Source organism: Candidatus Xianfuyuplasma coldseepsis (assembly GCF_014023125.1).
Classification (GTDB): Bacteria; Bacillota_I; Bacilli_A; order Izemoplasmatales; family Izemoplasmataceae; genus Xianfuyuplasma; species Xianfuyuplasma coldseepsis.
In genome coordinates, this window is sequence record NZ_CP048914.1 from 898191 (window position 1) to 923728 (window position 25538).

27 protein-coding genes are annotated in these 25538 nt (G+C 39.1%); 16 read left to right on the forward strand and 11 right to left on the reverse strand.

Annotation, left to right across the window (positions count from 1 at the left end; genetic code table 11):
* The first annotated feature begins 13 nt into the window (after window positions 1-13).
* From G4Z02_RS04210 to cysE, 9 genes are all read left to right on the forward strand, one after another.
* Window positions 14-394 carry a DUF1934 family protein gene (locus G4Z02_RS04210; RefSeq protein ID WP_258878617.1) on the forward strand — a complete coding sequence of 127 codons (381 nt, stop codon included), beginning with the start codon at window positions 14-16 and terminating at the stop codon, window positions 392-394.
* Window positions 387-977: a DNA-directed RNA polymerase subunit delta gene (gene rpoE / locus G4Z02_RS04215; protein ID WP_258878618.1), complete on the forward strand. Its 591-nt coding sequence runs from the start codon at window positions 387-389 to the stop codon at window positions 975-977. The genes G4Z02_RS04210 and rpoE overlap by 8 nt, the downstream gene beginning before the upstream one ends.
* A 122-nt stretch (window positions 978-1099) precedes the next feature.
* On the forward strand, window positions 1100-2713 hold the full coding sequence (locus G4Z02_RS04220; protein ID WP_258878619.1) for a CTP synthase: 1614 nt from the start codon (window positions 1100-1102) through the stop codon (window positions 2711-2713).
* A gap of 204 nt (window positions 2714-2917) precedes the next feature.
* Entirely contained in the window at window positions 2918-4312 is a 1395-nt protein-coding gene (locus G4Z02_RS04225) for a TldD/PmbA family protein (protein WP_258878620.1), read from the forward strand.
* Complete coding sequence (locus G4Z02_RS04230) at window positions 4312-5622, forward strand: TldD/PmbA family protein (RefSeq protein WP_258878621.1); 1311 nt, start codon at window positions 4312-4314, stop codon at window positions 5620-5622. Before G4Z02_RS04225 ends, G4Z02_RS04230 begins: the two co-directional genes overlap by 1 nt.
* Window positions 5623-5742: 120 nt before the next feature.
* Entirely contained in the window at window positions 5743-6609 is an 867-nt protein-coding gene (gene fba, locus G4Z02_RS04235) for a class II fructose-1,6-bisphosphate aldolase (RefSeq protein WP_258878622.1), read from the forward strand.
* 9 nt (window positions 6610-6618) lie between these two features.
* Window positions 6619-7437, forward strand: a complete 819-nt coding sequence (locus tag G4Z02_RS04240) for a ZIP family metal transporter (RefSeq protein ID WP_258878623.1) — start codon at window positions 6619-6621, stop codon at window positions 7435-7437.
* Complete coding sequence (locus tag G4Z02_RS04245; RefSeq protein ID WP_258878624.1) at window positions 7421-8011, forward strand: hypothetical protein; 591 nt, start codon at window positions 7421-7423, stop codon at window positions 8009-8011. The genes G4Z02_RS04240 and G4Z02_RS04245 overlap by 17 nt, the downstream gene beginning before the upstream one ends.
* A 105-nt stretch (window positions 8012-8116) precedes the next feature.
* Window positions 8117-8704: a serine O-acetyltransferase gene (cysE, locus tag G4Z02_RS04250; protein WP_258878625.1), complete on the forward strand. Its 588-nt coding sequence runs from the start codon at window positions 8117-8119 to the stop codon at window positions 8702-8704.
* A gap of 14 nt (window positions 8705-8718) precedes the next feature.
* On the opposite strand, the gene cysK is transcribed toward cysE, so the two are convergent.
* The 8 genes from cysK to G4Z02_RS04290 form a co-directional block, all read right to left on the reverse strand.
* The gene (cysK, locus tag G4Z02_RS04255) at window positions 8719-9630 is read right to left on the reverse strand and encodes a cysteine synthase A (RefSeq protein ID WP_258878626.1); all 912 of its coding nucleotides are present in this window, start codon (window positions 9628-9630) and stop codon (window positions 8719-8721) included.
* An 85-nt stretch (window positions 9631-9715) separates the two neighbouring features.
* Complete coding sequence (gene lysS / locus G4Z02_RS04260; RefSeq protein ID WP_258878702.1) at window positions 9716-11212, reverse strand: lysine--tRNA ligase; 1497 nt, start codon at window positions 11210-11212, stop codon at window positions 9716-9718.
* Window positions 11213-11283: 71 nt separating this feature from the next.
* Window positions 11284-12252, reverse strand: coding sequence for a metal ABC transporter substrate-binding protein (locus G4Z02_RS04265; RefSeq protein WP_258878627.1), 969 nt, complete (start codon window positions 12250-12252; stop codon window positions 11284-11286).
* Window positions 12253-12314: 62 nt separating this feature from the next.
* Window positions 12315-12569 (reverse strand): RNA-binding S4 domain-containing protein, encoded by a 255-nt coding sequence (locus tag G4Z02_RS04270; protein ID WP_258878628.1) that lies wholly within the window; start codon window positions 12567-12569, stop codon window positions 12315-12317.
* Between the two features lie 46 nt (window positions 12570-12615).
* Window positions 12616-14568 (reverse strand): ATP-dependent zinc metalloprotease FtsH, encoded by a 1953-nt coding sequence (gene ftsH, locus G4Z02_RS04275; protein ID WP_309544603.1) that lies wholly within the window; start codon window positions 14566-14568, stop codon window positions 12616-12618.
* Window positions 14569-14585: 17 nt separating this feature from the next.
* Window positions 14586-15122, reverse strand: coding sequence for a hypoxanthine phosphoribosyltransferase (gene hpt / locus G4Z02_RS04280; RefSeq protein ID WP_258878629.1), 537 nt, complete (start codon window positions 15120-15122; stop codon window positions 14586-14588).
* Window positions 15122-16429 carry a tRNA lysidine(34) synthetase TilS gene (gene tilS / locus G4Z02_RS04285; protein ID WP_258878630.1) on the reverse strand — a complete coding sequence of 436 codons (1308 nt, stop codon included), beginning with the start codon at window positions 16427-16429 and terminating at the stop codon, window positions 15122-15124. Before tilS ends, hpt begins: the two co-directional genes overlap by 1 nt.
* Before the next feature lie 89 nt (window positions 16430-16518).
* Window positions 16519-16809: a PepSY domain-containing protein gene (locus G4Z02_RS04290; RefSeq protein WP_258878631.1), complete on the reverse strand. Its 291-nt coding sequence runs from the start codon at window positions 16807-16809 to the stop codon at window positions 16519-16521.
* Window positions 16810-16990: 181 nt separating this feature from the next.
* Here G4Z02_RS04290 and G4Z02_RS04295 point away from each other — a divergent pair, with 181 nt between their 5' ends.
* The 4 genes from G4Z02_RS04295 to G4Z02_RS04310 all read left to right on the forward strand — a co-directional run bounded on the left by G4Z02_RS04295 (window position 16991) and on the right by G4Z02_RS04310 (window position 21603).
* Window positions 16991-18322 carry an MFS transporter gene (locus G4Z02_RS04295; RefSeq protein WP_258878632.1) on the forward strand — a complete coding sequence of 444 codons (1332 nt, stop codon included), beginning with the start codon at window positions 16991-16993 and terminating at the stop codon, window positions 18320-18322.
* Window positions 18312-18875, forward strand: coding sequence for a Maf family protein (locus G4Z02_RS04300; RefSeq protein WP_258878633.1), 564 nt, complete (start codon window positions 18312-18314; stop codon window positions 18873-18875). The genes G4Z02_RS04295 and G4Z02_RS04300 overlap by 11 nt, the downstream gene beginning before the upstream one ends.
* Before the next feature lie 126 nt (window positions 18876-19001).
* On the forward strand, window positions 19002-19523 hold the full coding sequence (locus G4Z02_RS04305) for a LytTR family DNA-binding domain-containing protein (protein ID WP_258878634.1): 522 nt from the start codon (window positions 19002-19004) through the stop codon (window positions 19521-19523).
* A gap of 10 nt (window positions 19524-19533) precedes the next feature.
* Window positions 19534-21603 (forward strand): beta-propeller domain-containing protein, encoded by a 2070-nt coding sequence (locus G4Z02_RS04310; protein WP_258878635.1) that lies wholly within the window; start codon window positions 19534-19536, stop codon window positions 21601-21603.
* Window positions 21604-21617: 14 nt separating this feature from the next.
* On the opposite strand, the gene G4Z02_RS04315 is transcribed toward G4Z02_RS04310, so the two are convergent.
* Genes G4Z02_RS04315 through G4Z02_RS04325 form a run of 3 tightly spaced genes read right to left on the reverse strand, consistent with a single transcriptional unit; the run spans window position 21618 to window position 24158 of the window.
* The gene (locus tag G4Z02_RS04315; protein WP_258878636.1) at window positions 21618-22805 is read right to left on the reverse strand and encodes an NAD(P)-dependent malic enzyme; all 1188 of its coding nucleotides are present in this window, start codon (window positions 22803-22805) and stop codon (window positions 21618-21620) included.
* Between the two features lie 4 nt (window positions 22806-22809).
* A complete protein-coding gene (locus G4Z02_RS04320; RefSeq protein WP_258878637.1) occupies window positions 22810-23322 on the reverse strand; it encodes a FumA C-terminus/TtdB family hydratase beta subunit in 513 nt (170 codons plus the stop codon).
* A complete protein-coding gene (locus G4Z02_RS04325) occupies window positions 23319-24158 on the reverse strand; it encodes a fumarate hydratase (RefSeq protein ID WP_258878638.1) in 840 nt (279 codons plus the stop codon). Before G4Z02_RS04325 ends, G4Z02_RS04320 begins: the two co-directional genes overlap by 4 nt.
* A gap of 188 nt (window positions 24159-24346) precedes the next feature.
* On the opposite strand from G4Z02_RS04325, the gene rpmE reads away from it, so the two are divergent.
* From rpmE to G4Z02_RS04340, 3 genes are all read left to right on the forward strand, one after another.
* Entirely contained in the window at window positions 24347-24562 is a 216-nt protein-coding gene (gene rpmE, locus G4Z02_RS04330) for a 50S ribosomal protein L31 (RefSeq protein WP_258878639.1), read from the forward strand.
* Between the two features lie 138 nt (window positions 24563-24700).
* Window positions 24701-25303, forward strand: a complete 603-nt coding sequence (locus tag G4Z02_RS04335) for a DUF2975 domain-containing protein (protein WP_258878640.1) — start codon at window positions 24701-24703, stop codon at window positions 25301-25303.
* Between the two features lie 2 nt (window positions 25304-25305).
* On the forward strand, window positions 25306-25527 hold the full coding sequence (locus G4Z02_RS04340; protein ID WP_258878641.1) for a helix-turn-helix domain-containing protein: 222 nt from the start codon (window positions 25306-25308) through the stop codon (window positions 25525-25527).
* The last annotated feature ends 11 nt before the right edge of the window (window positions 25528-25538 follow it).

Here is a 25538-nt window from a genome sequence, read left to right on the forward strand (position 1 = left end):
ATGAGGTGGTTATATGCACCGAGTACAAGTACATTTCACCATCACTTCATCCGACGCTTCACAAACTTTTGAGACAGTAGGAACACTTGATGATAGAGTACTGGAGTTTGTTGATCCTACCGATCATACAAACAGACTCATTATGAGTGACACCCTTTCCTATCATAAGATTGGAGAAACGATACTGAATCTTAAGCTTGATGAAGACCGTCTTACTACAGCTACGTACCAGGTTTACGAACAGACACTTCAATTTACCGTACATACGAAATCTCTGAATCTAACAACCAAATACATTGATGTAGAGTATGAACTCTACCAGGATGAGAACCTTGTCAATACCACCCATTTTACCATTGAGTATCAACCATTAAAGGAGGACCATCATGACTAAAGAATTATCTCTTATGGACGCAGCAACAATGATTATGGCAAATGAGAAAAAAGCATTTGACGTCTATGATTTGTTTGATCGTGTCGCCGCACTATTAGAACTATCTGAAGACCAACAAGCGAATTTAATTTCGAAATTTTATGCGGATTTAACAACGTCCGCGAAGTTTGTGTATGTTGGAAATAACGAGTGGAACTTAAAATCCAATGAAAAGATTGAATTATGGGAAAAAGACGGATCATTCTACAAAGAGTACACCGTTGTTGAACTACCGGAAGAATACAAAGTAGATCCATTCGCGCAAACCAAAAAACCTAAACCAAAACCTGCTCCTGCACCGAAAGAAGAACCCGAAGTGGTCGTAGAAGAAGTGGTTATTGATGTTGTTGAAGTACCGGAAGAAGTTGTTGTTCAAGAGGAAACCAAACCAGCTATCGAACCAGCTGTTGATCCACAAATTGCTATCGATTCCAATGAAGCTGAAGACGATTATGAAGAAGAAATCTTCGAGGATTACGATGATTTCGATGAAGAAAAATACAACGAATACATGGATACCTACGAGGATCAATACGACGACTAAAATTCAAAATCGCTATTGATTTCAAAACGCCGTTTTGTTATAATTTTAGAGGGCACACTAGAAATAGTTCTCCTATTTTAGGAGGACTGTTTTTTATTTATAATAGATTTTGAGGTGATTGGATGAAAAAAACGAAGTTTATATTTGTAACCGGTGGCGTGGTTTCAAGCCTAGGTAAGGGAATTTTGGCGTCGTCCTTGGGACGACTTCTTAAAAACCGTGGATTCAAAGTGTTCATGCAGAAATTTGATCCCTATATCAACGTTGATCCCGGTACAATGTCACCCTATCAACATGGGGAAGTATTTGTTACCGATGATGGCGCAGAAACCGACTTAGACTTAGGGCATTACGAACGTTTTATCGATGAAAACTTAAGTCAAGCAAGTAATATCACCACAGGGCGAGTATACGCTCGTGTCATCGAAAAAGAACGCCGTGGCGATTATTTAGGTGCTACCATCCAAGTCATTCCTCATATCACCAATGAAATCAAAGAACAACTCTACCGTGCTGCCCAAGAAAGCGATGCCGATATTATTATTACGGAAATTGGGGGAACGGTTGGAGATATTGAATCCTTACCGTTTTTAGAAGCGATTCGTCAAGCACGACGTGATTTCGGTTATAAAAGTACCATCTTTATCCACAATACCCTCGTACCCTACTTAGAAGCGGCTCACGAGTCCAAAACAAAACCAACTCAACATAGTGTCAAAGAACTGCGTGGACTAGGGATTTCCCCTGACATCATTGTCCTTCGAACTTCGCGTCCTGCAACGAATGCGATGCGTGAGAAAATCGCCTTGTTCTGTGATGTTCAAAAAGAAGCTGTTATCGAAGCCCGTGACGTGGATATTTTATATGAAGTGGTTTTAAATCTAAAAGAACAAAACCTCGATGACCTCGTTGTCAAACATTTCCGTTTAGATGCACCACAACCGGATCTAACGGAATGGCGATCATTAGTTGATCGTATCCAACACTTAAATCAGACTGTAAAAATTGCGTTGGTTGGAAAATACGTATCTCTACAAGATGCATACCTCAGTGTTAGTGAAGCTTTAAAACATGCGGGATTCCACCATCAGGCAAACATTGATATCAAATGGATTAATGCCGGTGAACTTGTTGATAACGATCCCGAAGAATTACTTGGTGATTGTGATGGTATTTTAGTTCCAGGTGGATTTGGCCCGCGTGCAATCGAAGGTAAAATTAACGCTATTACCTATGCAAGAGAAAATAAAGTACCGTATTTAGGTCTTTGTCTAGGAATGCAAACCGCTACGATTGAATATGCTCGTAATGTCTGCAAGATGGAAGGAGCAAACTCCACAGAAATGGATGCGAAAACCCCCTATCCTGTCATTGATTACTTACCCGAGCAATACGAAGGTATTGATATGGGTGGAACCTTGCGTTTAGGGCTATATAACTGCGATATCAAAGAAGGTACCTTAGCTCATAAGGTTTATGGTAAAACGAAAATTAAAGAACGTCATCGTCATCGTTATGAGTTCAACAATATTTATATGAAACAGCTAGAAGAATGTGGCTTGGTGTTCTCTGGAATCAACCCGGAAACAGGTCTTGCTGAGATTATTGAAATACCCGATCATCCATTCTTTATTGCATCGCAGTTCCACCCAGAATTCTTATCACGACCCCAACGGTCTCATCCGTTATTCCGAGAATTCATTGGAGCAACAATTAATCACAAAAAGGCAGAATAAACTGCCTTTTTTTGTTTCGGCGAATAGATAAATTGATACCATATGACAATTTGATGAAAACTGTACATTTTAAGAAAATCAGAGAAATTGCATAATAAAGCCGTTAAAAGGCATTCTTGTTTCAGTGTTTTTGCCTTTCTTAATAGCTTTCACTATGATATAATTTGAATAGACATTTAAAAAATACACATGAGGAGGAATGTCATGTTAGATAAAACAGTCATTAAAAATGTATTACAAATGGCGTTATCAACCGCTGGCGATTTTGCAGAAATCTTTATTGAAGATAAATTTTCCACATCTGCGAATATGTTGTCCAGCAAAGTAGAAGGCGTACACAACGCCAAAACATCAGGAATTGGAATTCGTATTGCCAAAGGATATCACCGTGTATATGGGTATACTAATAGTTTTGAAGAAGAAACACTACTACAACTTGCCAGTGATTTAGCGCAATCGTTCCCAGGAGAACCCCTTGGAATTGAGTTTGAACTTGGTGAGATGAAAGTTGCTACCAAACATCAAGCGAAGATCAATCCGAAAGATGTCTCAATCGAAGACAAAGTAGCTTTACTCTATCGAGCCGATAAAGCGGCCCGTGCTTATGATGAAGACATTAAGCAAGTGAATGTACGGTATTTGGATTATACTCAAAATGTATGGATTGCGAATACCGAAGGGACTTATGTCAACGACACACGTACAAGAACTCGTTTGGCGATTGCATCCATTGCGGCAAATGAAAAAACCAAACAAACTGGGTATTATGGACCTGGTGGAACCTATGGATTTGAGTTCTATAGTGATGTCATCAATGTCGAAGAAGCAGCAGAAGAAGCTTCTCGTATCGCCAAAACGATGCTCTATGCAGATGAGTGTCCGAGTGGGAAAATGCCCGTTGTTATTGACAATGGATTTGGTGGCGTTATCTTCCATGAAGCTGTTGGCCATAGTTTAGAAGCTACCGCAGTTGCTCGTGGAGCAAGTGTCTTTACCGGTAAAAAAGGTGAAGTGATCGCCAATCCATTAATCTCTGCCGTTGATGATGGAACGATTGAACATGCATGGGGTAGTGCAACCTTTGATGATGAAGGAAACTACCAACAAAAACGTCAACTAATTAAAGACGGCGTCTTAACAAGCTATATGATTGATAAATTAAATGCCAAACGGATGAACGATGAATGTACTAACTCTGGTCGTCGTGAATCGTATCGTTTTGCACCGACATCACGAATGACAAATACCTTTATTGAAAACGGAAGCTCGACATTTGATGAGATCATCGCTGCAACCGAGTTTGGTTTATATGCGAAAAAACTCGGTGGAGGAAGTGTCAATCCCGCAACTGGTGACTTTAACTTCTCCGTTAACGAAGGATACATGATCCGTAACGGTAAAATCGCTGAACCAGTGCGTGGAGCATCCTTAGTAGGTACTGGCGCTGAAGCTCTTAAGAAAGTCGATATGGTTGGAAACAACTTACTTCGCGAACAAGGTATGTGTGGTAGTGAATCTGGAAGTATCCCGGCTGACGTTGGACAACCAACCATCCGTGTATCGGAAATCACGGTTGGTGGACGAGGAGGTGCCATCTAATGAATTTTGACAAACTCTTTGCTCTCGCAAAACAAGAAGGCATCGAAGACGTACAAGTCTATTATGCCGCTGGAACGGAATTTGAAATTGAAGTATTTAATACGACTTTAGAGAAATACACCATCGCGGATACCGCTAGTTTACGAGTAAAAGGTATCTATGATGGTAAAATGGGTACTGTTAGTACCGAAGAAATTAATGAAGACATTTTCCCATTCTTAGTTGACAGTGTTGTTGCATCGGCAAAAGCAATCACTAGTGAAGATGAAGTGTTCATCTATGAAGGGGACAAGGAATACAAGGAACTGGATTACCTGTACAACAAATCACTAGACGATGTGTCTGCAGCCGATAAAATCAATGATACATTGAAATTGGAAGAACTAATTAAGGCACAAGACAAACGTATTTCCATGGTACAAGCATTCTATGGTGACGGTGCAAACGTGGTTCGCATCGAAAACTCGAAAGGGTTAAAACTTCGTAAAGAAGTAAACAGCGCCATGTTAGGTGCATTTATCATTGCTACTGATGGAACTGATCAACGCAGTGTCTTTGAATATAAACTCTCGAATGACTACGCTGATTTTAATCTCGAAGAAATGGCCAAAGAAGGTGCTGAAAAAGCAGTGGCACTTCTCGGAAGTTCTCCAGTTAAATCAGGAACTTATGAAATTTTATTAAAAAATACTGCAAGTTGTTCTCTTTTAGCACCACATGTCTCTATGTTCAGTGCTGAGAGCGTTCAAAAGGACGTCTCCTTATTAAAAGGAAAAGTAGGAGAAGTCATCGGTTCAGACTTAATTACATTAGTTGATGACCCATTCATGCTGAAATCCTCCAGATCGGGTGCGTTTGATGATGAAGGTGTCGCAACTAGATACAAAGAACTCATTCAAGATGGAAAACTTACTGGATTCCTGCACAATTTAAAAACAGCGAAAAAGGATAATACGGAATCGACGGGTAATGGATTCAATGCAATCCGTCCAACCAACTTCTATTTTAAAGCTGGTGAACTGGACTACGATGATGCTGTGAAATCGATGAAAAAAGGATTGATTATCACCGCACTCGATGGTACACATGCAGGATGTAGCCCGATTAGTGGTGACTTTAGCCTTCAAGCCTCTGGTTTCTTAGTGGAAGACGGTGAGATTGTGCGTCCAGTAAACCTTATCACCATCGCTGGTAATTACTTAACGTTGCTTCAAGATGTTACGGCTGTTTGCTCCGATTTAAAATTCAATTATGGATTCGTCGGAAGCCCCTCATTATTGATTAAATCACTACAAGTATCCGGTGAATAATTCACAAAAACACTGTTCCGACAGTGTTTTTTTGTTGAGAAGGTCTCATTAGTTTACTTACACAAACAAATAATGTATAATATGACTGATTAATAACATAAATATTAGGAGGAACAAGTAATGGCTTTAGTATCAGCAAAAGAAATGTTACAAAAAGCGCGTAAAGAAGGGTATGCCGTAGGGCAATTTAACATTAACAATCTCGAATGGACAAAAGCAATCTTAACCGCAGCCGAAGAAAGTAAATCACCTGTAATCTTAGGTGTTAGCGAAGGTGCTGCTCGTTATATGACTGGTTTTGACACCGTTGTTGGTATGGTAAATGGAATGTTGAAAAACTTAAACATCACTGTACCGGTTGCCATTCATTTGGATCACGGATCATTTGAAGGTGCAAAAAAATGTATTGAAGCAGGATTCAGTAGTGTTATGTTTGATGGATCACACTTTGAAATTGAAGAAAACATTCAAAAAACCAAAGAAATCGTTCAATATGCTCATGATTTAGGCATCAGTGTTGAAGCCGAAGTTGGAAGTATCGGTGGCGAAGAAGATGGTATCGTTGGTGGCGGAGAAGTCGCAGACGTAAATGAATGTAAAATGATTGCCGACCTTGGTGTTGATATGCTAGCAGCTGGAATCGGAAATATTCATGGGAAATACCCTGAAAACTGGGCTGGATTACGTTTGGATGTCTTAAAAGAGATCCAAGATGCTACTGGACAAATGCCTCTCGTACTACATGGTGGAACAGGAATTCCTGGAGATATGATAAAAGAAGCAATCTCATTAGGTGTTTCTAAAATTAATGTTAACACTGAAATTCAATTGGTATTCGCTGAAGCAACTCGTCAATACATCGAAGCTGGAAAAGATTTACAAGGAAAAGGATTTGATCCTCGTAAATTATTAAAACCTGGTTATGATGCTGCAATCGCTACAGTAAAAGAAAAAATGGAGCTATTTGGTTCTGTAAACAAAGCGTAGGTGGTTTATATGTTTGATTGGATTTATGCAAATCCAGTACTCGCCGCGTTACTAGGAACGCTATTCACCTGGGGCTTAACTGCTGCTGGTTCAGCACTTGTATTTCCCTTTGCTAATGTATCCAAGAAACTGTTTAATGGATTACTCGGATTTAGTGCCGGGGTTATGATCGCTGCTTCCTTTTGGAGTTTATTAAACCCAGCGATAATCCTTGCTGAAGAAACAGGGATGAATCCTGTTTTACAGGCATCGTTAGGATTCCTAAGTGGTGGATTATTCATTCTATTAATTGACAGATACTTACCTCATATGCATGTGATGACAAAGCATGAAGAGGGTGTGAAGTCCTCTTGGCACCGTAGTGTCTTATTGGTTCTTGCGATTACATTGCATAATATACCAGAAGGATTAGCTGTAGGGGTAGCCTTTGGGTATGCTGCAACGGTTGCTGGTGGTAGTACTGCCGCAGCTGCAGCCATTGGTGGAGCCGTCGCTCTTGCTATTGGTATCGGAATTCAAAACTTTCCTGAGGGAGCCGCAGTAAGTGTTCCACTGCGTCGTGAAGGAATGAGTAAAACAAAAGCGTTTATGATTGGCCAATTTAGTGGTATGGTTGAACCGATTGCCGGTGTTGTGGGTGCATTGTTAGCAATTTCAATGCAAACTATCTTACCATTTTCACTAAGCTTTGCGGCCGGTGCGATGATTTATGTTGTTGTTGAAGAATTAATACCTGAATCACAAATGATGGAAACAACTAAAATTGCCACGATTGGGGCAATGGTTGGTTTCGTAGTGATGATGACATTGGATGTTGCCCTTGGATGAGTTTGTACTAAAGGATTACGCATCCTGGAAGATTGAGAATCATGTCATTATTGATACCTTCCGCAACAACCACAACAAGATCTATGAACGCTTAGAACCGGTCTATCTCGTCTTGGAACACATCTACGACATGGCCGTTAACCAACAAGATATTGATGGTGATTTAGAGACTATCTTCAACATTGGGTTTCAATACCTACATGCTCAATTCAATGTCATGAAAATCTACTTTGAAAGCCTCTTCCAAAGCAATTGTGAGGATTTTGAAGAATACCATGAAATGCTACTATACTTAATGTATATTTTTGATGTTCGGACCGATCTTGAGAACCATGATGTCGATTCGGATATTGAAGCGCTCAACCATGTTGAAACCTACATTGAGAATATGATTATGGAACGCCGTGACGATTACGCATACGTGCGGGAAATGATGAACGATGCATTAAAGACGGTATTTGATATGATTGAGTACGAATATGTAAGTATTATTGATATTTACGTTGAAATTGCTGAAAATTTAGATATATTCATCTACGAAGAAGATGAATTAGTCATTGGAAAAGAAGTTTAAAGGCACGAAATAACGTGCCTTTTTAAATGGAAACATTTTCAAAGTGTTTTGTTTAGTATTATTCTAAATATACGATATAATAGCAATGCAAGAGAGGTGATTACTATGGGAATGATTAGTGATATTAAAACCGTCAAACAAAAAGATCCTGCAGCACGACACGCTTTAGATATTATCCTAACGCATAATGGACTACACGCCGTATGGTATTATCGTATCGCTCATTTCTTTTGGACTATAAAATTAAAAATGATTGCACGTATTATTAGTAATATTGGCCGAATGTTAACAGGCGCTGATATTCATCCAGCAGCAACCATTGGCAAAAACTTCCTAATTGATCATGCAACGGGTGTGGTCATCGGTGAAACCGCTGAAATTGGACAAAATGTACTAATGTATCACGGTGTAACCTTAGGTGGAACCGGTAATGATTCCGGATGCAAACGTCATCCAACCGTATGCGATCATGTGATGATTGCTGCCGGTGCAAAAATACTTGGTAATATTCATATTGGTTACGGAGCTAAGATTGGTGCCAATGCGGTAGTATTAAAAGAAGTACCACCACATTCGACAGCAGTCGGAATGCCAGCACGAATTATTCAAAAAGAAGAGACCAAATTACTAACCGAAACAGATTGCAGTTTGGTAGCAAAGGAAAAAAAGTATAAAAAAAGAGTAGCTAGCTAAGCTACTCTTTTTTGTTATTCAATAAATAGTTTTGTGGATAAGTATCGTTCTGCGTTACTTGGAGAAACCGTTAATACGGTTTTTCCGGAACCTACTTTATGTGCTAATTGCAACGCAGCAGCAACATTTGCTCCGGTTGATATTCCAACAAATAATCCATATTCTTTCGCGAGATATCGAGCCATTTCATACGCTTCATCATCATCCACTAGAAGCACTTCATCATAAACAGTGGTATCCAATACATCTGGGATAAATCCTGCACCAATGCCTTGAATCGTATGTGGTCCTGGAGGGTTACCACTTAATACAGCACTTGTTTTTGGTTCCACGGCTTTAATGGACACATGTGGGATGTGTTCTTTTAATATAGAACCGACTCCGGTTATGGTACCACCGGTACCAACCGCAGCAACAAAGTAGTCTAAATTGGGTAAATCCTCTAGAATTTCCAGAGCGGTTGTTTTCATATGGGCTTTTGGATTGTTGATGTTCTCAAACTGCATTGGCATGAAGTAGCCATGTTTTTCTACAAGGTCTTCCGCAATCCGAATCGATTCTTTCATACCCTTTTCCGCTTCGGTGAGAATCAATGTAGCTCCATATCCTTTTAATATCTTGCGGCGCTCGATGCTGAGACTATCCGGCATAATTAAGATGGTTTTATATCCTTTAGCCGCACCAACCATCGCAATTCCGATGCCGGTATTACCACTGGTTGGTTCAACAATCGTATCGCCAGGTGTTAAAAGACCTTCCTGTTCCGCCATATGAATCATATTTAATGCAATTCGGTCCTTAACACTACCTCCAGGATTGAACCATTCCAATTTAAGATATAGTGTTGCATCATTCTCGGTAGTTAATCCATGTAATTCAATAATTGGTGTATTACCGATTAAATCATATATGTTTTGTACAATCATCTGTGTCACCTCGATTATTATTATAGTATTGATTTTATAATTAAACTATTAATATGCTAAAAAAAGAACCGATTGCTCGGTTCTATTATCCACGTGGTTTCATGTGGGGAAACAAGAGGACGTCACGGATTGAAGTGCTACCGGTAAGTAGCATTATTAAGCGATCAATACCTAATCCTAAACCACCAGTTGGCGGCATACCATATTCCAATGCTTCTACGTAATCAATATCCATTTCAACAGCTTCATCGTTCCCTAAATCTTTTTCTTTAATTTGAGACATAAAGCGTTCTTTTTGATCAATGGGATCATTTAACTCCGTGAAGGCATTTCCGTATTCACGACCATCAATGAATAGTTCGAAACGATCAGTAAAACGGGGATCTTCTGGATTTTTCTTCGCAAGTGGACTAATTTCAACCGGGTGGCCATACAGGAATGTTGGTTGAATGATGTCTTCCTCACAGTACGCTTCAAATAATAAGTTCAGGATATGACCGGTACCGGTGTAGTGTTTTGGGACTTCAAGATCTTTATCAAGCGCAAATTGTTTTGCTTGTTCAAAGGTCATGTCGGGATCCCAAAAATCAATACCTACCTTGTCACGGACAACGTCAGCCATGTGCAGTTTTGCCCATGGTTTGGTTAAATGAATCTCTTTGTCGTTATATACAACCGTCTCTTTACCGAGTTGTTTTGCGACGTATTTGATAAGCTTTTCCGTTAACTCCATCATTGTATCAACGTTTCCATATGCTTGATACAATTCCAACATCGTAAATTCAGGGTTGTGTTTAATACTGATTCCCTCATTACGGAAATTACGACCGAGTTCGTAGACTTTTTCTAACCCACCAACAATGAGTCGTTTCAGATATAGTTCTGGGGCAATCCGTAAATAGAGTGGCATATCCAATGTATTATGATGGGTGACAAACGGACGGGCTGCGGCTCCACCTAAAATCGGATGAAGAATTGGGGTTTCGACTTCCAAGTATCCATCTTTATTTAAATAGTCACGAATCATCGTGATGATTTTTGAACGTAAGATAAATGTTTCTTTGGTTTCTTCATTGGTAATTAAGTCGACATAACGACGGCGATAACGTTCTTCGATATCCTTTAAACCGTGCCATTTTTCTGGAAGTGGACGTAATGCTTTGGATAAGTGTTCAATCGTCTCCACACGGATGGATAACTCACCCATACGTGTTTTCATGATAGTCCCAGTGACACCGATGATGTCTCCTAAGTCCGCTTTGTTAAAGTATTCAAAGGCATTCTCACCAACAACGTCTAACCGAACATACAGTTGAACTTGGCCATCACGATCCATGATATGAGCAAAAGCAGCCTTTCCTTTTCCACGTTTGGTCATGATTCGACCTGCAACTTTCACAATTTCCTTTGGTTCGATGTCGTGTAATTCTTCTTTGGTATAAGAATCAAAGGCATCGTGCAGGGATTTTGTGGTGTGTGTGCGATCAAAACGAACGCCGAAAGGATCAATTCCTTGATCTTGTAAAGATGCCATTTTCTCGCGACGAACGATTTCTTGTTCACTTAGTTTTTCCATATGTATCACCTCTTTGTACGCATTTATGATTATAACACAATCACTTCTATTTCAAAATAAAATAGAACAAAATTGTTCTATTTTGTAGCGCTATTTAGTGCTGTTAAGTTGTCGATCATGAGGGTGAGATAGGTGGATCCGTTGTCTCGCTCATCATCGGTAATTTGTCCTAAACCATGTAAGTACAAGGCAGCAGCTTCTGGGGCGGTTGTTTGTAAGTCAGATAGTAATTGTGTTCCTGCGGGAGAATTGGCATTTTTCTCGAACAAGATGTATTCCACATTATGTTCCTGGGCAATTTCTAATACTTCAATTAATTCACCGGGATTGGTTTCACTACTGTGCGCATCGGTTGTTATCGATATAATTTCAATATCATAACGATCATGCCAATAACTAAATAACATAACGGTTGTAATGATTGGTTTTGTTGCATTATCCGCCATTTCTTGATAATCTAAATCTAATTTTTCTAGTGCGGAGTTGAGAACATTGTAGTTATTATTATAGAGTTCTTCGTTTTCAGGATAGGTAGCAATTAACTTGTCTTTCACAAATAATGCAGCTTCTGCCATCCGAACAGGATCTATCCAGAAGTGTGGATCATCGCTTATCATGTTTGCATCACAGGTTTCATCCACGGGGTTCTCAGTTTGTTCTTCCTCGTGTTCTTCATGCGTATGGGTATAACAAACTTCGTTGTATTCAATGTGTTGGGACATATCGATTAACTCGACATCACCATCATCAAATACATCCGCATTATCAGGAATGTAGTCGTCTGCGCCACCGTGTATATAGAAGAGTAAATCGGAATTGATCATATCGATGATTTCACGGGCACTCCAGTCGATGGAATCGCTATGGGAAGAGGCTCCAGGTACTTGAATGACATTCACCGTATCACCGGCGATTTCTTCGATTAAAAACTCCATTGGATACACAGTAACATATATTTTGGGACGATCATCGTCCTCGGTTCCCTTACACGCGGCAAGTGATAAGGACATCACAAGAATCCCCACGAGTAGTAGTAATTTTTTCATTTTATATCACCTATATTTCTTATGAATAGATTATAAATCATTGAAGTTGAAAATGCAAACTATTATAGCCTTTTTTCTTCAATGATTTCAAACATATTTCCCGCATCTTCTTTTTTTGTGGAATCCAGTAACGCAAGGACTTTAACGGTGACAACACGATTTCCAAATGTAATCGTAATGATATCATCCACATCGACTTTAGTGGATGACTTAGCAACGCGATCGTTGACGAGAATACGGCCGTTATCGGCAACCTCTTTGGCGAGGGTACGTCGTTTGATGATGCGCGATACTTTTAAGAATTTGTCTATTCGCATATTGTCCTCCTTGTAAAGAAAAGGATACAAAAGTATCCCTCTTTATTTATTCCGGTGAGACGGCTGTCTCTTGTTTTGTAGATACGTCTTCTGTTTCTGCTATTTCTTGTTGTTGTGCCTCTTGTTTTGCTTTTTTCTTTTCCCACCAACCAATGGTTCCGGTTTCCACGATTTCGTAGATGTCTTCTTTGGTTAAGGTTTCGACCTCAAGCAAGTATTTTGCAATCAGTTTCAGCAAATCAATGTTCTTTGTTAATACTTCTTTAGCATTTTCGTAACAATCATTGATGATTTTACGGACTTCATTGTCAATTTCCAAAGCAACTTGATCACTAAACGCTTTATCAGTATTATAGTCACGACCTAAGAAGACCGATCCATTACGTTTTTCATATTGAATTGGACCAAGTGAACTCATACCGTACTCCGTCACCATTGAACGGGCTATTTCCGTTGCTTTTTGGAAGTCGTTATGAGCACCAGTACTCACTTCATTGAAAATGATTTCTTCCGCAACACGTCCGCCAAGTAAACCGGTAATCCGGTCGATTAAGCTTTGGCGTGTAGCGAGGAATGACTCTTCCTCTTCCGGTAACATTAGTGCGTATCCACCAGCTTGCCCGCGGGGTATAATCGTTACTTTGTGAACGATGTTGGCATTGTCTAGTTTAATACCAAGTACGGCGTGTCCAGCTTCATGGTGGGCGATAAAGTTACGTTCGCGTTTGGTGAAGACCCGTGATTTTTTCGCAGGTCCCATCATGACGCGGTCCACCGCTTCATCGATGTGATACAACTTGATGTGTTTTTTGTTTTCACGCGCCGCGAGTAATGCGGCTTCATTTAACAAGTTTTCCAAATCCGCTCCGGTAAATCCAGGAGTACGTTTGGCAATTTCTTGGAAGGTTACTTTTGGATCGAGCTTTTTGTTACGTGCATGGACTTCTAAAATTGCTTGCCGACCTTTGATGTCAGGGCGACCGATTGTAATTTGTCGATCAAATCGTCCTGGACGTAGTAATGCAGGATCGAGTACGTCAGGACGGTTGGTTGCTGCCATGACGATAATACCCGAGTTGGTGCCAAATCCATCCATTTCGACGAGTAATTGGTTTAAGGTTTGTTCGCGTTCATCGTGTCCGCCACCTAAACCGGCTCCCCGTTGACGTCCAACAGCATCAATCTCATCGATAAAGACGATACATGGCGCGTTTTGTTTGGCGTTTTTGAACATGTCACGAACACGACTTGCACCTACACCAACGAACATTTCTACGAAGTCCGATCCACTGATGGAATAAAATGGTACACTTGCTTCTCCAGCTACAGCACGTGCGAGTAAGGTTTTCCCAGTTCCAGGAGGCCCTACAAGTAAGACACCAGTAGGAATACGAGCGCCTAAGGACATGTATTTTTTCGGTTCTTTCAAGAAATCAATGATTTCCGCAAGTTCTTCTTTTTCTTCATCAACACCGGCAACATTTTTGAATGTTGTTGTTTTTCCTTTGTGCAAACGAGCACGGTTTTTTCCAAAGTCAAAGGCACGATTATTACCGCCTTGATTTCGTAGAAAAATAGCAACAATGACAACTAAGATAATCAGTGGTGCGATAATACCAAGAACATTCCAGAAGGTATAACTACTTGCTGGTTCATGTTCATAAATAACACCATGGGTATCGGCAAGTCCGACAAGGGTGTCTAATTGTGATGTATCCGCAATCTCTAATTGATACGGTGTTTTTGCATTGTCATCTTTGGTACCGTAAATTCTGAATCCACCTTGATTGGCGTCTCCACTTAATGGCTCAGAGTACATGCGATCAATTTCACCATTGATGATTGCTTGTTTAAATGTTGTATTGTTGTACGTTACAGTTTCCTCGCTTGAATTGGTGTATACATAGTATGCACCAAAGACAAATAAGAGGATAATCGATATGACGATTAAGTTCCCAAACCTGCTTGGGGCTGGGCGCATTTGCTTGTTATCTGCCATCTAATCACTCCTAAGTTCTATTCGTATACCTCTGGTTTTAGTACGCCTACATAAGGGAGGTTACGATATTTTTCGTCAAAGTCGAGACCATATCCCACAACGAATTTGTTGGGAATGGTAACGCCAATGTATTCCGGATCAAGCGATACAACTCGCCCAGCCGGTTTATCTAAAAGTGTTACGACACTAACACTTTTTGCTCCTCGATATAATAGTAAATCCATTACGACACGAATGGTTTTACCGGTATCTACGATATCTTCTGCAATAATGACATGACGATCTTGTACCGGGATGGTAAGGTCTTTTTTAATTTGGATATCACCAGAGGATTTAATTCCACCGTGGTAACTTGATACATCCATAAATTCCATTTCCAAGTGACAGTTCATCTCGGTGATGAGACGTCCCATAAATGGAACACAACCTTTTAATAACCCAACAACGATTGGGTACTTGTCTTTGTAGTCTTCGGTAAGTTGTTTTCCAAGTCGTTTGGCTATTTCGTCAATTTGCTCTTCCGATACTAAAATTTCTGCGATATCATTATGCATTATTTCACCTCATAGATATATAGTTTGTGCTCACACGTGCGATCCGTATGGGCTTTTTTTATTCCTGGTATCCACAACACCTCGGTTTCGGTCGCAATCACCAAGAGTCGATCGCGAACGGATTTTGGTACTTTCTGATCAATTAAAATGTCTTTGACTTTCTTGGTACCAACGGATAGTGACATCTTATCGCCATTTTGTCGCTGTCTGATGTAGAGTGGAAATACTAATTTATTATAACATAATTCAAAATAATTACTATTATTTTGTACCATTTTATCCGTTGTAAAGACGAAACTACGTTCATCGGATACAAAATACTCGCCAACCTTATTTACTTGAATCATAATTGGAACGATATCTTCTAGTTTTGTGACGTAGATAACATCGTATTCTTTGACGAAATCATAATCATCACTTAAACTGATACGCTGATTGGGATGTTCATTATAACACAGTTCAATGATTTGTTTGTATTGTTCGTAGGAAACTTCAACGGAATTATTTGTCGCTTGGTTTACCATATGCTGGATGATTTTAATCTTGACAATCTTGTTGAGTTTGTTGAAATCGTGTAAACTAACGTGATTATACATTGAATACTCACGTAAGAATGTTCGTTTTTGAGCCTCGATTAACTCATCCGCAGAATCGATGTATTCCGCAAGCTGAATGATTTTACTTTCAAGATTGGGATTTTCTTCTTTTAATAGAGGAATAATGTGATTTCTAAATCGATTTCTCGTATAGACATCTTCTTGATTGGTATGATCGTTAAAGAAGGCAATATCGTGTTTTTCCGCATATGTGATAATATCCTCTTTTGTGATGTTCATTAAGGGACGAATAATGGATACGTTACGATCCATCCGAATTTCTTTAATACCGGTATAACCGCTAAAACTAGTCCCTCGAACAATTCGCATTAAGACTGTTTCCACTTGATCATCAAGATGATGAGCCACGGCAATCTTTTTACTGTTGTACTTCGCGGCAATCGCTTTGAAAAAATCATATCGTTTTAGTCGTGAATCGTGCTGAAAATTAGACTGATCTTGTTGCTTAATGGTATACCCCTCAAAACGAACACCAACAGACTTAGCCATTGCTTTAATGTAGTTGTATTCCTCGATGGATTCATCACGTTTATTGTGATTGACATGGGCAATAATAACGTTGTTGTTCAACTTGTGAATGATGTCGAAAAGAACCATTGAATCAACGCCTCCACTTAATGCGACAATGATTGGTTCGGTTTTATTGAATAATTGTTTATCTTTCACAAGTTTAACTAAGTCTTTAGCCATTGGTATCACCTACTCATATTATACCATTGATTAAGGTCTCAATAAACAAAAAAGCCATCTCAATAAGAATGGCTCTATGATGGTGATAATCAGTCTTTATCAGTCGTAGTATTGTCGGTTTCTAGCTGATCAATTCGTTTATTCACGCTAATGCGATACACATCGAGTGTAGTTATTTTTGTTTGGAGTTCATCAATTTGATCGTAAAATATGTAGATTATGAGTGAAAGAACAAATATAATGATTCCTAATACAAGGATGAATAGGTGAATCATCAAGGGTTCTCGGATATAAAGTATAAGGGCAGATAGTGCTAAACCAACACTGGCTAAAACACCAAATTTAATGATGACACTTAATGTGTTGTTTTGTGGTTTCAAATTAGTACCTCCCAATTAAAAAATACCTTTACTCTATTATAACATATATCAAATAAACAAATATAATATTTCATGCACATACGGAAGGTTTACTTTGAATGACAAAACATCGTGAATATATTCATTGGATTGTGGTATAATATAGAAAGATTGTACTAAATAAACGAAATGGAGAAACGATATGTTTAAATTACCTCATTTGTCAAAAAAAGAACGAGCTTGGGTATTGTATGATGTAGCTAATAGTGCGTTTATTTTGACGGTTATTACGATTTTCTTTCCAATTTTGTATCAAATGGTGTATATGAATGGGCAAGGAGTTGCCGAAGAGGCTGCGAATTATCAAGAAGTATGGACAAGAGGGTCTCAGATATTTAAATATTTAACCAGTGCATTAGCACTTACAGTGGCTATTTTAAGTCCTATTGTTGGTTCCTGGAGTAACTACCACGGGAACAAGAAGAAGTTCTTTAAACTTTTCTTAGGTGTAGCAATGGTTGGTGGTGTCGGATTGGCGATTCCAACCTTAGGATGGGTAACATTACTTGTGATTTTCTTTATTACAAGTATGAATTATAACCTAACCAATGTACTATATGATGCGTTCTTGGTTGATGTTACCACAGAAGATCGTATGGATGAAGTTAGTGCAACCGGTTATGGATGGGGATACATTGGTAGTTTAATACCGTTCTTTATCGGGATTATTCCATATGCACTTGTCTTATTTGGCGTCATTAAAGTAGGATTCTTAGGCATGGATAGTTACATGTTAGAACGTGTTACCATCGGGATTGCTTTTGTGGTATCGATTGTATGGTGGTTGATTTATTCACTCCCGTTATTACGAGAGGTTGATCAAACATACAACTTAGAACATACTGGAAATAATCTGGGGGAATCGTTAAAACGCTTAGCAAAAACCTTTAAAGAAATTCGGACATATCGTTATATCTTTATGTTTTTAATCGCATATTTGCTGTATATTGATGTTGTCAATAGTGTTATTCGTCTCGCGACGAACATTGGTGGCGATTTAGGAGTTGAAGCGATGACGATGCTTGGTGTTGTTGTTATGGTTCAAGTGATTGCCTTTCCAAGTGCGATTGTCTATGGTCGGATGACGAAGCGTTTTGGTACAAAGAATATGATTTTCTATGGAATAGGTGTGTATGCTATTGGGGTTATCACAGTATTCTTTATCCGTGAAGATACCACGTGGATGATGTGGATTGTTGGAGCATTGATTGGTACTGCACAAGGTGGTATTCAATCGATATCGCGAAGTTACTTTGCAAAAATGGTTCCCAAAGAAAAAGCCAACGACTTCTTCGGATTCTTTAGTGTATTTGGACGTTTTGCGGGGATTTTCTCACCATTTATTATCGCCTTCTTTCAAGCACCAGATCGGTTGGGAATCAATGGTGCTGTGCTCGTGTTATTAGTGCCACTTGCACTCGCTACGATCTTACTCGTATTTGTGAAAGATCAGAAAGTCGAATATGTTGGCTAAGAAATTTATTTTAGCTAGCCAATCACCACGTCGTCGAGAATTACTCAAATTTTTAGACATTGAATTTGTTGTCAAACCAAGTGATGTTGAAGAAGTTATTGATGTTCGGCTATCCTTTGAAGAAGTCGTTATGGATTTGGCCAAACAAAAGGCGGAGTACATTGCCGACAAGTACCCTGACCATACGATTTTAGGTTTTGACACTCTAGTGATACACAACGGAATGGCCCTAGGGAAACCAAACAATCGACAGGAGGCATTTGACATGCTTCAATCATTATCTGGCGAAACCCATACCGTGTTAACTGGGTGTGCTCTGGTTTGTTGTAATGAGGTTGTTACCTTCTATGATCAAGCGGACGTCACATTCAATCAAATGACTGCCGATGAAATCAATGAGTATCTCGATACCGGAGAACCATTTGATAAAGCGGGTAGTTATGGTATTCAAGGATATGGGGCACGCTATATCAATAAAGTTAATGGAGATTATTACAGTGTAATGGGGGTACCATTACAAAAACTATATCAAACGATAAGAGGCTTAGAATAGCCTCTTTTTCTTATTCTGGTTTGTGAAAATTGTAATATGGTGTACAATAAATGTAGGATACCTATAATCTATTTTTTTCACATCAAAGAAGTGCTAGACTGATAGTGACTTCAGAAGGAGGCTCTTATGTTTAAATTGAACGTGAAACATGCGGACAAAAAAACCATTAAAGAGCGATTGAACGTTGTAGAGACACCACAATACAAGTATGTTCTTACGGATGATAAAGAGAGCGTAGAAGACGATAAAATCAATATCGTTTTCCCGCATGCGGAAATCCCGCAAGTTTCCTCCTTATTAGACTGGATTGTCAAAGGGGAAGAACTCTACATTACCGGATACAACCAATTCGGACAAAAACGTGTGGAGTGCCGTAACATTCAATACTTTATTGTGGAAACTGAAGATGTTTTTGCCGTATTACATGACTCGAAACTGATTGTCAAACTGAAACTCTATGAGATTGAAGAGCTACTTCAACACAAGGAGTTTATTCGTGTCAGTAAATACTGTTTGGTAAACATCGGTAAAATTGAGTACATTCGTTCAGCCTTGAATTCAAAACTAGATCTACAAATGAAAAACGGCGATCACTGTGAAGTGAACCGCAGCTACTTAAAAGATTTTAAAGCCGCTTTAGAGCTTTAGGAGGTATCATATGTTATTTTTACTGAATAATCCTGTGATTATGATTGTTGGTCTATTCATCTTAGTATTGATGACGTTTTCCGCTATCAAGATGGGGCGGGAAATCAAATGGAATCGCTTATTAACATCGAAACACCGTGCGATGCGATTACCAGCTTCAACCAATCCCGGATTTAAAACACGGATGGGATTACTCGCATCCACAGCCTTAGCACCACTTGTTGTTGTTGCTTTGGTATTAACCACAATGCAAACAACTACCGTAACTCCAACAGGAGAACTCCATGATATTCGCAGCGCTAATGACGTCTTAGACATTATGGAAACATTCGAAGCTAGAATGCAATCCTATAATCTCTTTCGAGGATGGATGGAAGACGATATAGCCCTAGAGAATTTTGCTCCTACCAATGATGCGTTAGATGGAGCTGAAGGAGACTACACAGATGGTGGCGACGAAGGTAGTGATGATTATTCGGAAACCAACAACCAAGTTACTGGTGTTGATGAAATGGATAACGTCGTTACCGATGGAAAATACATCTATGTAATGCAAAACAACAAAGTATTCATCTCGTTGGCTTATACCCAAGCGGGAGAAGCAAGTGTATTATCCAACTATAAAACGATTGAATACGTTGATGAAGAAACCGAGTGTCCTTCTGGAATGTATGTTACGGGATTATATGTTGATGACGACTATCTAGTCGTTGTCGGATCAGAGTATGAATACTATTGTGACAAAGAAGGCGAAGAAGATTTCTTCTATTATGATTATTGGTACGGATATAATGATAATGTCAGTGTATACGTATATGATAAAGCTGATGACTTCGCATTGTTAAATGAATATAACGTCAGTGGTAATTTGATTGGAACTCGTAAAATCGGCGACAATTTAGCCATCATTACGACAACCTACTTACCTTATACCAACGATGAATTTGAGGTTGATAGCTATCTACCTGAATATGCAGTCGATGAAGAACTAACAACAGCTACCTATCGTGATATTTCGTATGTAGATGGTACCGAACCAAACTCCTTTACGTCCTTCTATATGATTGATCTCGATAATGAAGCGATTGATATGGAAGTAGTATTAGGGGATAATGGATACAATCTCTATGTTTCAGAAAATAACATCTATCTAGCTGGAAATATTTATTACTTTGTTCCAATGGCCGATATTATTGATGTCGAAGATCCTGTATCAGAAACCAAAACAGCCATTACCAAAGTAGAAATTAATGATGCTGATTTAACCGTTACCAACACAGGAACCGTACCGGGATACACCTTAAATCAATTCTCGATGGATGAGTACAATGGATATCTCCGTGTCGCCACAACAACTGGTTGGTGGGGAGACAATATCAACAATCGTGTCTTTATTCTTGATGAAAACTTAGATGAAGTATCGCGATTAGAAAACCTAGGTGAACCGGGTGAAACCATTAAAAGCGTACGATTTACCGGTGTATATGGCTATGTGGTTACCTTTGAACAAACGGATCCATTCTATGTCTTAGACCTTGCCGATGAAGACAACCCAAGTGTTGTTGGAGAGCTGAAAGTTCCTGGATTCTCTAGTTACTTGCAACCCCTTGGAAACGACTATATCCTTGGTATTGGTTTTGGCGATAGCGATGGTGGAACCAACGGATTAAAAATATCAATTTATGATATCACCGATAAAACCAATCCTGTAGTCTTCTCCGAAGCAATCTTTGATTATTCCGACTTCGGTTGGGGCTGGAGTTCTGCTACCTATGAACATAAAGATCTCCTTGTCGACTTAAACAAAGGAATCATCGCATTACCGTTCTCAACCTACAATTACAATGAAGTAACCGGTTCGACATATAATAGTGGAATACTGGTCTACAACTTTGATGAAACCGATGGATTAACGTATGATGGATTCATCCGTCATGAACAAGATGCAGAAGAAGATGTATACGTCTACAAGATTAAATTCATCTCAGACTATTTCTACACTGTTTCTCGTAAATACATCAAAGCATCCCTGATTAGTGAACCAGAAACCATTCTTCATTCGGTTACATTACCCGAATAATATAATAAAGACACTCAGCGAGTGTCTTTTTCTTTTAATGCTTCTTGTTGAACGGCATGCGCTACTTCCTTCACAACGCGTTTATCAAATGGGGATGGTATGATGTAATCATCTCGCAGTTCACTGTCATTGATAATCGCTGCAATGGCTTTGGCACTAGCAATTTTCATCTCATCGGTAATGTTCTTTGCTCTTGCATCGAGTGCCCCACGGAATAATCCTGGAAAAGCAAGAACATTATTAATCTGATTGGGATAATCACTGCGACCCGTACCAATGATTTTTGCTCCGGCCGCTTTTGCATCTTCATAGGTGATTTCTGGATCAGGATTGGCCATGGCGAAGATAAATGGATTGGGATTCATCGTTTGAATCATCTCTTTTGTCAAGATGTTTTTAACACTGACACCGATAAACACATCTTTATCCTTGATTAATTCAGCTAGAGAATCCTCTTTTAAATGGTCTGGGGATAACAGAATATCATGTTCGAGTAAGTCTTGGTCTAAGAAACTGTAGTCATTATACTTACGGTCTAATAACACCCCTTGTTTATTAAATCCATACAACTCGGTAATTCCTACTTTATGAAGTAAACGAGCGATACTACTACCCGCGGCACCTGTACCACATATAACAATTTTTAAATCTTCTAGACGCTTATCTGTTAAACGACAAGCATTGATTAATGCTGCTAGTGTTACAATGGCGGTCCCATGTTGGTCATCATGAAATACCGGTATATCCAATTCTTCTTTTAATCGTCGTTCGATATAGACACATTTAGGAGCATTGATATCTTCTAGGTTAATTCCCCCAAAGCCAGGACTAATATGTTTAATCGCTTGAACAATTTCGTCCGGATCTTGGGTATCGAGCATTATCGGAAAGGCATCAACATTTGCAAACTCTTTAAATAGTAGTGCTTTTCCTTCCATAACGGGAAGACCGGCATATGGACCGATATTACCAAGTCCGAGAACGGCACTGCCGTCACTCACAACGGCTACCATATTGCCTTTAGTAGTATAGTCATATATTGTATTAGGGTCCTCTTGAATCGCTTTGCATGGCTCTGCGACGCCCGGGGAATACGCCAAACTTAAGTCATCATTAGTATGGACGGATACCTTTGAAACAACGGATATCTTCCCTTTACGTTCTTTATGTAATTGAAGGCTTCGTTCTTTTAAATTGTCCATAGGGTTACCTCTGAAAGATGTTTCCACCATGAATGTCATAAGCAACAAAACATGGGAAATCTTTCACTGTAAGCTCTCGGATGGCTTCCGCACCCAAGTCTTCATACATGATTGTTTTGCTGGATAGTACAGTACTTGCGAGTAGCGCTCCAGCACCACCGGTAGCTATTAAATAGACGGACTTATACTTCATCATTTCTTGGCGAAAGGCTTCGCTTCTGTCTCCTTTACCAATCATTAATTTTAAACCTTGTTGCATTAAATTGGATGTAATATTATCCATGCGATAACTGGATGTGGGTCCACTAGAACCAATGGGATTCCCACCTCGTGCTGGGGTGGGACCGACATAAAATATGACGCTACCGTCGATATCAAAGGCGGGACGTTCTTCTGTAAGAAGGCGAATATGAGCTTGATCACGAGCGGTGTATATCGTACCTGATATCAGTACTTTCTCCCCTGCATAAAGACGTTCTACGTCGTCGTTGGTTATTGGTGTTGTCATACGGATCATAGGATCACCTCCGTATGGCGTGCGGAGTGACATTGGATGTTGATTGCCACAGGTAAACTGGCAATATGCATGGGGTAGGTATTGATTTTAACGGCTAAACAAGTGGTTTCTCCACCAACACCCATAGGACCAACCCCGAGTTTATTTATCTCTTCGTAAAGTTCATTCTCCAATGATGCGATGATTGGATCATCATGGTGATCATCCAAGGGTCTAAGAATCGCCTCTTTGGCTAGTAATGCACTTTTCTCTAAATTCCCTCCAAGCCCTAAACCGACGATGATTGGAGGACAAGGTTTTCCTCCAGCATGAAAAATCGTATCTAACACAAGTTTTTTAACACCTTCGATCCCTTCGGCAGGAGTTAACATTTTAACCAAACTCATGTTTTCACTACCGCCACCTTTGGCAGCGATTTTAAGTTTTAATGAAGAACCCGCTACCACTCTTGTATGAATTATAGCGGGAGTGTTATCTTGTGTATTTTCACGATTGAACGGGTGGTTCACAATACTTTTGCGTAAATAGCCCTCTTGATACCCTTGGCGAACACCCTCATTGATGGAAGCTTCTAGGTCGTGTTCAAGATATATATCACGGCCAAGTTCCGCAAATACAACGACAACACCAGTATCTTGACAAAGAGGGAATTCACCTTTTCCAGCAATCTCTTGATTCGCTAGTATATCGTCTAGAATGGCACTCGCTGTTTGATTGGTTTCGTGCTCTTTCGCTTTTTGAATTCTTGCTACAAGGGAATTATCAAGATTATAGTTAATCTTGATAACAGCTTCTTTTACAGCTTTTGTGATGATATCACCAGATATTTTACGCATTGTATACACCTTCTTTTTTCACTCTCATTATACCACAAACAACAAAAGGAATGGGTTTAAAATCCACTATTTTAATGGGGATAAAATAATCGATATTTTACTTGCCTTTATAAACGTAGTTTGTTATAATTTACTAGCAAATACACTTACTATGGTAACCTAAGCCATGGCGGAAGGAGTAGACGGACATGAAAAAAGGCATTCATCCTGATTACAAAAAAGCAACCATTACATGTACTACTTGCGGAAATACATTTGAGAGCGGAAGCATCAAAGAAGAAATCCGTGTAGATACCTGTTCTAATTGTCACCCATTCTATACAGGTGAACAAAAATTTGGTAAAGCTGCAGGACGAGTCGAACGTTTCAACAAACGTTACGGTCGTAAAACAGAAGAAAATTAATAAATTGGCTACTACGGTAGCCTTTTTTATTTATTCTAATTTATATAAAACAATAATAATATATCGATAAACGATAAAAAACTGTTGACAAACATAAAACAGTAGTGTATTCTATAGTTGTTAAGGAGGTTGATTATAATGAATAAAACAATCAACAAAAAACGGTTTGATAACATTATGAAAGGAACCCATGTATTTCTTTCTTGGAGTGTACGAGCACTATATGTTCTTATGGGGTTTGTATTGATCGGATTTTTAGTGGCACTATTTATACCAAAGGACTTGATGAACTTTGACTTGGATAATATTGAACACATAAACATTCAATTGTCCAATGTACTATATCAAATAGATGAATCCTTATTTACGGGAATTATTAATGTTAAGTGGACATTGGTATTACTAGGATTTATGGCTCTAGCCAATCTTGCATTCTTACAGTTTGTCATGATTTATATCCGCAATATATTGCGGGATACGATCGATCAAAATCCATTCTCGGATAATAATGTAAATCGACTAAAATATATTGGATATGGCTATTTGATCGCATCTGTTGTTTTACCCTACATCAATAACTTATTTTTCTGGCAATTAATTCATCAACTCGACTTATTCGAAGCAACCATCAACTTCAGTATTCATTTCCAATCCGTCTTCATGGGTGTCATTATCTTGATCTTAGCAAACATTTTTGATTATGGTTCCTATCTTCAAGAAGACCATGATATGACGGTGTAACAATGCCGATAATTACTCGTTTAGATCGTGTTCTTGCCGATCGTAAAATGCAGCTAAGTGAATTATCGGAGCAAGTTGGGGTTAGCATCGCCAATTTATCCAACCTAAAAACTGGAAAAGTGCGTGCCATCCGCTTCTCAACGTTAGAAAAAATATGTGAAGTATTAGAGTGTCAACCCGGGGACATCCTCGAATATCAAACCGAAAAAGAAAACCCAGAATAATCTGGGTTTTT

What these genes read in the sequence shown, in the direction of transcription:
- ftsH (WP_309544603.1), bottom strand. Translation starts at nt 14,568, where the DNA reads ATGGCAGATAACAAGCAAATGCGCCCAGCCCCAAGCAGGTTTGGGAAC.
- G4Z02_RS04295 (WP_258878632.1), top strand. Translation starts at nt 16,991, where the DNA reads ATGTTTAAATTACCTCATTTGTCAAAAAAAGAACGAGCTTGGGTATTG.
- rpmE (WP_258878639.1), top strand. Translation starts at nt 24,347, where the DNA reads ATGAAAAAAGGCATTCATCCTGATTACAAAAAAGCAACCATTACATGT.
- G4Z02_RS04265 (WP_258878627.1), bottom strand. Translation starts at nt 12,252, where the DNA reads ATGAAAAAATTACTACTACTCGTGGGGATTCTTGTGATGTCCTTATCA.
- G4Z02_RS04315 (WP_258878636.1), bottom strand. Translation starts at nt 22,805, where the DNA reads ATGGACAATTTAAAAGAACGAAGCCTTCAATTACATAAAGAACGTAAA.
- rpoE (WP_258878618.1), top strand. Translation starts at nt 387, where the DNA reads ATGACTAAAGAATTATCTCTTATGGACGCAGCAACAATGATTATGGCA.
- G4Z02_RS04240 (WP_258878623.1), top strand. Translation starts at nt 6,619, where the DNA reads ATGTTTGATTGGATTTATGCAAATCCAGTACTCGCCGCGTTACTAGGA.
- G4Z02_RS04210 (WP_258878617.1), top strand. Translation starts at nt 14, where the DNA reads ATGCACCGAGTACAAGTACATTTCACCATCACTTCATCCGACGCTTCA.
- G4Z02_RS04300 (WP_258878633.1), top strand. Translation starts at nt 18,312, where the DNA reads ATGTTGGCTAAGAAATTTATTTTAGCTAGCCAATCACCACGTCGTCGA.
- G4Z02_RS04335 (WP_258878640.1), top strand. Translation starts at nt 24,701, where the DNA reads ATGAATAAAACAATCAACAAAAAACGGTTTGATAACATTATGAAAGGA.
- G4Z02_RS04220 (WP_258878619.1), top strand. Translation starts at nt 1,100, where the DNA reads ATGAAAAAAACGAAGTTTATATTTGTAACCGGTGGCGTGGTTTCAAGC.
- cysE (WP_258878625.1), top strand. Translation starts at nt 8,117, where the DNA reads ATGGGAATGATTAGTGATATTAAAACCGTCAAACAAAAAGATCCTGCA.
- G4Z02_RS04270 (WP_258878628.1), bottom strand. Translation starts at nt 12,569, where the DNA reads ATGCGAATAGACAAATTCTTAAAAGTATCGCGCATCATCAAACGACGT.
- G4Z02_RS04340 (WP_258878641.1), top strand. Translation starts at nt 25,306, where the DNA reads ATGCCGATAATTACTCGTTTAGATCGTGTTCTTGCCGATCGTAAAATG.
- tilS (WP_258878630.1), bottom strand. Translation starts at nt 16,429, where the DNA reads ATGGCTAAAGACTTAGTTAAACTTGTGAAAGATAAACAATTATTCAAT.
- G4Z02_RS04325 (WP_258878638.1), bottom strand. Translation starts at nt 24,158, where the DNA reads ATGCGTAAAATATCTGGTGATATCATCACAAAAGCTGTAAAAGAAGCT.
- G4Z02_RS04310 (WP_258878635.1), top strand. Translation starts at nt 19,534, where the DNA reads ATGTTATTTTTACTGAATAATCCTGTGATTATGATTGTTGGTCTATTC.
- G4Z02_RS04225 (WP_258878620.1), top strand. Translation starts at nt 2,918, where the DNA reads ATGTTAGATAAAACAGTCATTAAAAATGTATTACAAATGGCGTTATCA.
- fba (WP_258878622.1), top strand. Translation starts at nt 5,743, where the DNA reads ATGGCTTTAGTATCAGCAAAAGAAATGTTACAAAAAGCGCGTAAAGAA.
- G4Z02_RS04320 (WP_258878637.1), bottom strand. Translation starts at nt 23,322, where the DNA reads ATGATCCGTATGACAACACCAATAACCAACGACGACGTAGAACGTCTT.
- G4Z02_RS04245 (WP_258878624.1), top strand. Translation starts at nt 7,421, where the DNA reads ATGTTGCCCTTGGATGAGTTTGTACTAAAGGATTACGCATCCTGGAAG.
- G4Z02_RS04230 (WP_258878621.1), top strand. Translation starts at nt 4,312, where the DNA reads ATGAATTTTGACAAACTCTTTGCTCTCGCAAAACAAGAAGGCATCGAA.
- hpt (WP_258878629.1), bottom strand. Translation starts at nt 15,122, where the DNA reads ATGCATAATGATATCGCAGAAATTTTAGTATCGGAAGAGCAAATTGAC.
- cysK (WP_258878626.1), bottom strand. Translation starts at nt 9,630, where the DNA reads ATGATTGTACAAAACATATATGATTTAATCGGTAATACACCAATTATT.
- G4Z02_RS04305 (WP_258878634.1), top strand. Translation starts at nt 19,002, where the DNA reads ATGTTTAAATTGAACGTGAAACATGCGGACAAAAAAACCATTAAAGAG.